The 7,892-nt window shown below is 67.4% G+C and carries 7 protein-coding genes; 6 read left to right on the forward strand and 1 reads right to left on the reverse strand.

All coding sequences use genetic code 11. The features are described from left to right. On the reverse strand, nucleotides 1-703 hold a 703-nt coding region (locus ALMP_RS42565), incomplete at its 3' end, for a hypothetical protein (protein WP_264937415.1). 322 nt (nucleotides 704-1,025) lie between these two features. On the opposite strand from ALMP_RS42565, the gene ALMP_RS42570 reads away from it, so the two are divergent. The 6 genes from ALMP_RS42570 to ALMP_RS42595 all read left to right on the forward strand — a co-directional run bounded on the left by ALMP_RS42570 (nucleotide 1,026) and on the right by ALMP_RS42595 (nucleotide 7,869). Further along, nucleotides 1,026-2,936 (forward strand): tachylectin-related carbohydrate-binding protein, encoded by a 1,911-nt coding sequence (locus ALMP_RS42570; protein WP_264937416.1) that lies wholly within the window; start codon nucleotides 1,026-1,028, stop codon nucleotides 2,934-2,936. A 428-nt stretch (nucleotides 2,937-3,364) separates the two neighbouring features. Continuing rightward, complete coding sequence (locus tag ALMP_RS42575) at nucleotides 3,365-3,877, forward strand: DUF6193 family natural product biosynthesis protein (protein ID WP_264937418.1); 513 nt, start codon at nucleotides 3,365-3,367, stop codon at nucleotides 3,875-3,877. Nucleotides 3,878-3,929: 52 nt separating this feature from the next. Further along, nucleotides 3,930-4,397: a hypothetical protein gene (locus tag ALMP_RS42580; RefSeq protein WP_375803624.1), complete on the forward strand. Its 468-nt coding sequence runs from the start codon at nucleotides 3,930-3,932 to the stop codon at nucleotides 4,395-4,397. A gap of 161 nt (nucleotides 4,398-4,558) precedes the next feature. Continuing rightward, on the forward strand, nucleotides 4,559-5,314 hold the full coding sequence (locus ALMP_RS42585) for a DUF6193 family natural product biosynthesis protein (protein ID WP_264937419.1): 756 nt from the start codon (nucleotides 4,559-4,561) through the stop codon (nucleotides 5,312-5,314). 71 nt (nucleotides 5,315-5,385) lie between these two features. Then, complete coding sequence (locus ALMP_RS42590; RefSeq protein ID WP_264937420.1) at nucleotides 5,386-5,745, forward strand: FG-GAP repeat protein; 360 nt, start codon at nucleotides 5,386-5,388, stop codon at nucleotides 5,743-5,745. Between the two features lie 489 nt (nucleotides 5,746-6,234). Continuing rightward, nucleotides 6,235-7,869, forward strand: coding sequence for a D-glucuronyl C5-epimerase family protein (locus tag ALMP_RS42595; protein WP_264937421.1), 1,635 nt, complete (start codon nucleotides 6,235-6,237; stop codon nucleotides 7,867-7,869). Nucleotides 7,870-7,892: the final 23 nt, after the last annotated feature.

Below are 7,892 nucleotides of genomic sequence, written 5' to 3' on the forward strand. Positions count from 1 at the left end.
TGACGCCGCCGGCCTGCGAGTCGAGCCAGAGGTCGGTCTCGGGAAGCACCTGCTGGTAAGCGACGCGGGCACCATCCGCCGTGCCGGCCACGGCGGCGGCGCCGCTCAGCCCGTAGCCGAAGGACTCACCGGACGGCAGGGTGACGGAGGCGAGCTCCGCGGCGTCGGCCCGGCCGGCGAAGCGCAGGGCCACGGAGTCGGCGGCGTTCGCCCAGCCGCCGGTCTGCTCCACCAGCGCGCTGTCGATGGGCCGCCAGGTCCCGTGCTGGTCCCGGTAGTTGATCGGGTCGGTGGAGATCTCGCTGGTGCGGGTGCCGTCCTCGTTGGTGTAGGTCCGGCTGTGGGCGTCCCGCTCCGCGACGATCTCCTTGCTCGTCCTGCGGTCGTAGCCCTTGACCGGCGCGGGAGCCGGCGTGCTGACCTCGACCGCGTTCTTCCGGACCGTGGGCCGGGCGGCGGGCGGGCTCTTCAGCGGGTACTTGGCGCGCAGGGACCGCGGCGCCTCGTCGTTGCGCGGGCCATCCGCGAAGTGGCTGAGCCCCTCGGCACTGCCCCAGCGCTGGCCGGGGCCCTTGGCGGCGGCCGGCTTCTCCGGGAAGAGCGGGAACCCCGCCCCGCCGACGGCGAGTGAACCGAAGGCGATGACCGCCGTCACGGCGAGCGCGATGGCCTTGCCCCAACGAGAACGCAGAAGTCTGGGCATCAATAACTTGCGCGCGAGTCTCCGGTACGCCGGCACAGTCCCCCCACAGGACGAACGAATAATCAGATGGGAGCCTGACTGTTCGTCGGGCTCTTTGTCGACTCATTGGCCAGTCCATCCACCTGAGTGTTATCCCATCGTGATCATCCTCCATCGAAGCCCAACTTAGGCTTCCTGACGGCCACTTACGGCTCGAGCTCACAGGGGGGGCTTCCGCCGGAAGCCACGAAACAGGCTGCCCTGGGGCGCCTTGTTCGACGGAAGGACACGACGAATCCATATGGCATTCATTCCACACCGCAGAGTCGGCCGGCTGACCTCCGTGACAGCGGCCGCAGCGGCCGCCCTGCCACTGCTCGTCGCGGCGCCGGGCACGGCACACGCCGTCGATTCGGCGACCTGCCCGGCCAACGGCCGTACCTACGTCACCAACGCGGCCGGTGAGCTCCTTCAATACACGATGGCCAATCCGCTGGCCGGTTCGACCTTCTCCGCTTACCAGAAGGCGGGCACGGGCTGGGGGGCATACGGGAGGGTACTCGCCGGCCCGGACGGGCAGTTCTACGCGTTCAAGTCGGACGGCACCTACTACGCGCACCGCACGGAATCCGGCACCTGGGACGTCGCCCCGAAGCGCGTCAGCACCTCCCTCGGATGGCTGTCGAACGCGGCGCACCGTGAACAGGCCACTGTCGACCGGTCCGGCTGGCTGTGGGTCGCGGACAACCTGGGCCAGCTGTACGCCTACCGCTACGACGCCTCGATCGAGGGCCTGCGGTCGCTGAGGGTCCTGGACAAAGGGTGGGACCGCTACAACCTGATCACCGCCGGTGACTCGGGCGTTCTCTACGGTCGGGCGCCCGACGGCAGGCTCTACCGTTCCCGTTACGACGTCACCAGCCAGCGCTGGATCGAGCGCCACGTCCTTGTCGGATCCGCGGGATGGGGCAACTTCAAGACCATCACCGCCGGCGGTGGCGACACCGTCGTGGCCGTGCAGACGTCCGGCGCCGCGGTGTACTACCGCTACGACGAGAACACCGGTGCCTGGCCCGTACTGGCGAAGCAAGTGGCGGCCGCCGGCTGGCAGAACTTCCCCGACGTCACGTCCAAGCCGGACAACTGCAGTCTTGTCGCGAACCACACGCCCGCGGCGACGCCGCTGCCGCTGGAGTCGTACACACCGAACGTCGTCATGCAGGCGTCGGACGGCAAGCTGGAGCTCGCCTACACAGACAACATCGGTCGGCTGGTCCACGGTCGCACCAACTCGGCCAACATCAACGGCGCCCAGTGGACGGTGATCTCGGGCCAGGAAGCCTTCACCGGCCGGCCCTCGCTCGCCGAGCACACCGATGGTCGCGTCGTCGTCACTGCCCACAACACCTCCGCCGGCGTCTGGCAGCGCGACCAGGCCGCGAAGTCCAGTACCGACTGGGCCGCCTGGAGGGACTTGGCAGGCGCGATGCAGCAGCACGCCGTCACGGGGAAGACACCCTCGGGAGTGCTGGTGCAGTTCGCAGCGGACGCCAACGGTGTGCCGTGGTACCGCCTTGAGAACGTGCCGAACAACAACTTCATGGGTTGGATACCACTCTCCGGCACCGGCTTCACCAGCCCCCTCACCGCCCTCACCGTGCGCGACGGCATCCAGCTCTTCGGCAGGAAGGCCGACGGCACCCTGTCCACCGCCCTCTTCAAGGAGGACGGCACGCTCTCGGTGTGGACCGCCCTCGGCACCCAGGCCATCACCGGCACGCCGTCCGTCGTCGTCTACCCCGGCTACCGCATACGCGTCTTCGCCACGGATACGAACGGCAACGTGGTCACCACCGCCCAGTCCGCCGAGGGCGGGGCGTACGGAACCTGGGAGACCGCCGCCGGGATCACGGCGCAGGGCTCCCCCAGCGCCGTCATCTCCCCGCTGACCGGCCTCACGGAGATCGTCGTCCGCGGCACCGACGGCACCATCTACAACACCGGCGAGACCACCCAGGGCAGCGGTGTCTGGCGCACCTGGGATCAGGTGACCGACGAGGCCTCGGCCACCGAGCCGATCGCCTTCACCTACAGCAACACCACCGGCCCGACCTGGGCCTACACCTTCCGTACCTCCGACAACCAGACCCGCATCTACGAGGTCGAGCAGACCTCTTCGCTCAGCGCGATGCGCGCCGCGGCCGACGCCCCGGAATTCCAGGGCACCAAGCTGCCCGCCCCGCCGGCCAAGTGAACACCGCGTCCGGGGGGACGGGAACGAGCCACTCTCCCCGGACGCTCACCTCCCGCTCACCTGGCTCCCGGGGACAGAAAGGCCGCTCCCGCCCGGCTGGCGAACCCGTGACGGCCCGGCCCAGGTCGTTCTTCGAGAATGCCGATCCCTACTGTTCCTGCTCCGATCCAAGGAGGTGACTGGTCGCTCATGTCTGACACGACGGACGAACCCCGCCCTTTCGAGGGAGTGGATACACGTCACTATCCAGACCTTGTCGCAAGCGGGGGCCTCGTACCTGCTCTCCAGGCTGCCGCCGAGGCCGGCGGCTTGGATACAGGCCAGATCGACACTCGATCCAAAGCGGTTTTCGCCGACTACACATTTGCGCTGACACGGGAAGGGGCAGCGTCACTGTGAGTCCCGCCGTGAATAAAAGGCGCTTCGCGGTGCACATTGCGCAGGACTGGCTCCAGATCGCCGACGGCATGACAGCAGAGCTGTCCCAGGTCGTGGAGGTGGCGGCGCACTGGAAAGGAGGGGCGTCGTACGATTCCCTGAGCGCAAGGTACCCCTTCATGCGGGTCACTGAACTCGCCCGGGTTCTGGCGAGCCCGGACCCGATTGCCGCTCAGTGGGACTGGCTTCGCAGCGCGCCGGAATTCTGCGACGACCGGGACCTGGTCGACGCCGCCCATCGGGACCCTGTGCTTCGCTCGTACTTCCCCGACCTGAGTCATCGGTCCCTCCAGCTGTCCCGGTCGTTCACCGACCGTGAGGGCGCCGTTCGCATCTCCTTGCAGGACGGGGGCTACCGCGTCCAGCAGTCCGGGGAGTCCAGCCAGGGGAGGGAGTACGCATCCATCGAGGCGGCCGTGGCCGCGGCGAGTGAACTCCTGGCTCCCCGTCCGCAGGGCAGCGATTCACCCGATGGAGAGCGGCTGCCCCCGGGCGAGGACTGAGCCCCTGCCCATGAACGATCTATCGCGACTCACTGCTCTCTGCCCTCCGCCCGTGATGCGTCCGCCGCGGGCGGAGGGGTGGGCCGGACTTCCCAAGTCGCACGCCGAGATGGTGCGCGTCTACGGTGTCGGCTGTTTTGACGGCCTCCTGACCGTCTACGGGGTCGGTGTCGGAAACATGTACCTGGAGATCTCCGACTGCACCGCACGCTCGACCGGGATCCTCGCCGGAAAGAGGATCCCGGCCTTGAGGGCTCGACTGAGTGAATTCGGTGTGGGACCCGAGGAGTTGATCCAGTGGGGCGGAACTGCGAATGCCGACTGGCTGTTCTGGATCCCTGCCGGCGAACCGGACTCGTGGCCCACGATCATCGTCGAGGCCGGCCAGCTTTCCTTCGAGGTCCTGCACAGGCCGTCACCGGGGGTGGTGCTGGACCTACTTACCGGCTCCTTCAGTACACCGATCTTCCCCTGCGACTTCCCGAGTGGTCATCCGGCCTTCGGCCCCTTTACGCAGTGAACAGATCGACTCATGGAGGATGGGGACGCCGACTTGACGGGCGCACCGCCAGGATGCAGCGCAGTGGTGCCCACGGCGCGCCTTGCGGGAGGCGGAGACGTCGGCGTCGGCCGCATTACTGGCAAGAACGGGGAGTGGCGGGCACACGTGGAGCAGGGGCGATGACACGCAACGAGCAGGCGGATGTAACGCTTGCGGAGAAGAGGCCGGACGACCGCCTGTATCCCGATCTTTTCTCCGGGAACGGCCTGGCGGAGCGTATGCGCACCCGCTCGAAGGAGTTGGGCACTCCGCTCGCCTCCGTACGCGCCCCTGAGGGCAGGCAGCGGCAGTTGTACGCCACGGTCCCGGCCTCCGGGGGAGACCTGCAGATCTCCCTTGGCGGGGCCCGTAGGGTCTTTCTGGCCCGGATCTGGTCGCGCGGCGTGGAGCTCGCCGGAGGCAAGTCGGAGGACCTGGACGAGGTGATCGCCGCGGCCTCGCTCTGGGCTTCCGGCGCGCGGCTGCGGGAACTGGGTGCCAGGTATCCGTTCATGGAGATTGGGGAGATTTCCGAGGCATATGAGGAGGGCAGAGAGGTCGAGGCCAAGTGGGCCTTGCTGCTAAGGAGTGATCAGGCCGAGGCCCGGCGCCTCGCCGAGGAGGCCCTTCGTTTCCCGAAGCTTGCCGGGCTGTTCCCTTACCTCAGCCATCACGACCTGCTCCTGAGCCGGACCACCGGCTATCCGTTCACAAGGGACGCCCCGTGCATCCGGCCTCTGCTGTCCGGAGGTTACGTGGTGATGTGGCCGGAAACCATGGAGACGATCGCCACGGTGGAATCACCCCGACAGGCAGTGGAGATCGTCAACGCGGCACTCCCTGAGCAATACGGCCCCGCGGTACCGGGCACGGCCGACGATCTGGGTGCGGCCTGAGCCGGCTCCCTTGGGAGCTCTGACGCGGGCCGGAGGCCGGTTGTTCATCGCGGAACTGCGGAGACATAACAGTGGCCTCTACGCGCCCGGTGGGGCACGCCGACGACATCACCGTCTTCTATGGGCCAGGGCGACGGCACCATCCACACCCACACCTTCCTTACAGGCGTCACAGGACCCTTCAGTGCCCCCACGTCCTGGCGGTAACCGGCTCTCCCGACTGGGACCAAGCCGTCCCCCACACCGGCGACTTCAACGGTGACGGCCACGACGACCTGGCCGCCCTGCGCCAGCAGAACGGCACCGTCCAGACCCGGACCTGGAACTGGTCCATCCTCGACGCGACCTTCAAGGGCGGCGTCGCAGGCTGGAGCGCCCCCGCCACCAGCTGGCCCTACGCACCGATGAGGATCGCCAAGCCCTGCAACTGACAAAACCGCACACAATCACCAACAAAAGCCGGTGCACGCGCAACTCGGCGCGCACCGGCCTTGCGCAACAGCGCGGTCCGACTGCGCGACCACATCTACGGCAAGACATGGCTGTCGAACTGGATGGTGCAGCCGAGCATCACCGCACTGGTGACCTGATTTGCGACAAGTAAGCAGCATAAATCCGCCACTAAGCGCTTCACCTTGTCACAGTTCCATCACAGAATCCCCTCAGCCCTCGTCAAATGTCCCCTGCCCCACCGTTATGCCCCAACTCCACCCGCTCACCGTTCAGTTGAACTTCTCCTTACCGCTACGGAGCCTCACGCACCTCACGTGAACTCCACACATCTGAAGATCGATGCCCTGGGGGGGACCTGATTCATGACAGGAAAGAGGCGCGCAGAGGTAGGTCGCAGACGGTTCATACGGCTGGCCGGAGGCACCGCCGCCGGCGCCGCCGTCGTGGGGGGCGGAACCTTCACCGCCATGGCGACCGGCGTCTTCGAGTCGCCCACGCCCGACCCGTTCGCGAACATGCCGCGCTCGCTTGCGCTGAGCCTGCCGCAGGGTGCCGCGGAGTCGATACCCGTACCGCCGCTGCCGGACCCGCTGGACGGGGGCACGGTCAGCGCGCCGAACCCGGGCACGCGCATCCCGTACACCGGTGGCACGCCGGTCGAGACGGACGTTCCGACCTCGCTGCCGTTCGAATTCAACAAGGCCGGCTACAAGATCGCCCCGGATCTGCCGGAGGCCCTACGGCCGTGGCGGAACCGTCCCACCACCTGGGCGAACGCGAACCTCTCCACAGGGACTTACCACCTCGATGCCAACGGCGTGTACATGTACTACGCCGCAGACGGCAAGGTCTACGACCACCCGGTCGGCCAAATCCAGTTCGCGCTCGGCTGTATCACCAGCTACCGCGTCGAGAAGGACCCCACCCGCAAGGCCACCTTCCTCAAGCGCGCCAGGGCCCAGGCCGACCGGCTGATCGCCAAGCGCGTCGTGACGCGTGGCGCCTGGTACTTCCCCTACCCCTTCAACCTCACGAACGCCGAGCACAGCGGCGTCGCCTACAAGGCTCCCTGGTACTCCGGCATGGCCCAGGGTGAGGCCATCAGCCTCTTCGCCCAGCTCGCGGGGTTACAGGACGGGCTCACCGAGGACGAGAAGGTGCTGTACAGGACGGCTGCCGATGGTGCCTTCGCCTCACTGCTGCGCGGTGACAACGCCGCGCCGTGGGTGGTGAACAAGGACAAGGCGGGCTACCTGTGGATCCAGGAGTATCCGTTCAAGACGGCCGGTACGGGCGACTACACGTACAACGGCATGATCTTCGCCATGTTCGGTCTCTGGGACTACGTCCAGCTGACCGGCAACGAGCTGGCGGCCCAGCTGTACGACGGTGCCTGCACGACCATGGCCCGGTACTTCTCCCTGCTGCGCAACCCGCGCTGGTACTCGTACTACTGCCAGACCCACCGGATCCCGGCGGTCACCTATCACCACCACCACATCGCCCTGTGGCAGCAGATGCACTGGCACACCAGCAGCGCGGTCTTCGCCCACCAGCTGGACATGCTGATCGAGGACTTCCCGCCGCCGGGCGTGAAGACCGGATCCATGATCGCCATCGCCGCAGGCGCGCACACGTTGTACAAGGTGGGCACGAAGGCGGACGGTAACTACGACAAGGCCCAGCAGGACAAGATCCTCGGCTCGAAGAAGGTCACCTTCGCCAAGGCCACCCAGGCGCCCATCGACATCCGGCGGCGGATCAAGGGCGCGGGCGTCTGGTACCGGATCGCCGCCGGGGCGTACAAGGGCTACTGGATCGGGGAGGCCTACCCGAGGGTGTTCCTGCGCGGTGAGCACCTGCCCGTCACCTACCAGGTGCCGCGCACACTGACGATCGCCGCGGACGCCTCCGCCGAGGCGATCGAGTTCGGCACCAACGGAACCGCCGGCACGCTCAAGACGCTGAAGTACTCCGAGGCGCACAGCCTGCAGTTCGACCGCAGGTCGATGGTCAACGGCCGGTCGATGCTGCGGATCGTCTCGGAGGAGCTGGCCGGCTACTGGATTCCCGCGAACCAGGTCGTCACCGACGGACGCTGACCGGCCGGGGGGGGGGGGGCGGG

It is taken from the genome of Streptomyces sp. A012304 (genome assembly GCF_026008495.1).
Taxonomy (GTDB): domain Bacteria; phylum Actinomycetota; class Actinomycetes; order Streptomycetales; family Streptomycetaceae; genus Streptomyces.

Excerpts from the sequence above, each read along its gene's own strand:
- ALMP_RS42585 (WP_264937419.1), top strand. The coding sequence starts at position 4,559 with ATGACACGCAACGAGCAGGCGGATGTAACGCTTGCGGAGAAGAGGCCG.
- ALMP_RS42595 (WP_264937421.1), top strand. The coding sequence starts at position 6,235 with ATGGCGACCGGCGTCTTCGAGTCGCCCACGCCCGACCCGTTCGCGAAC.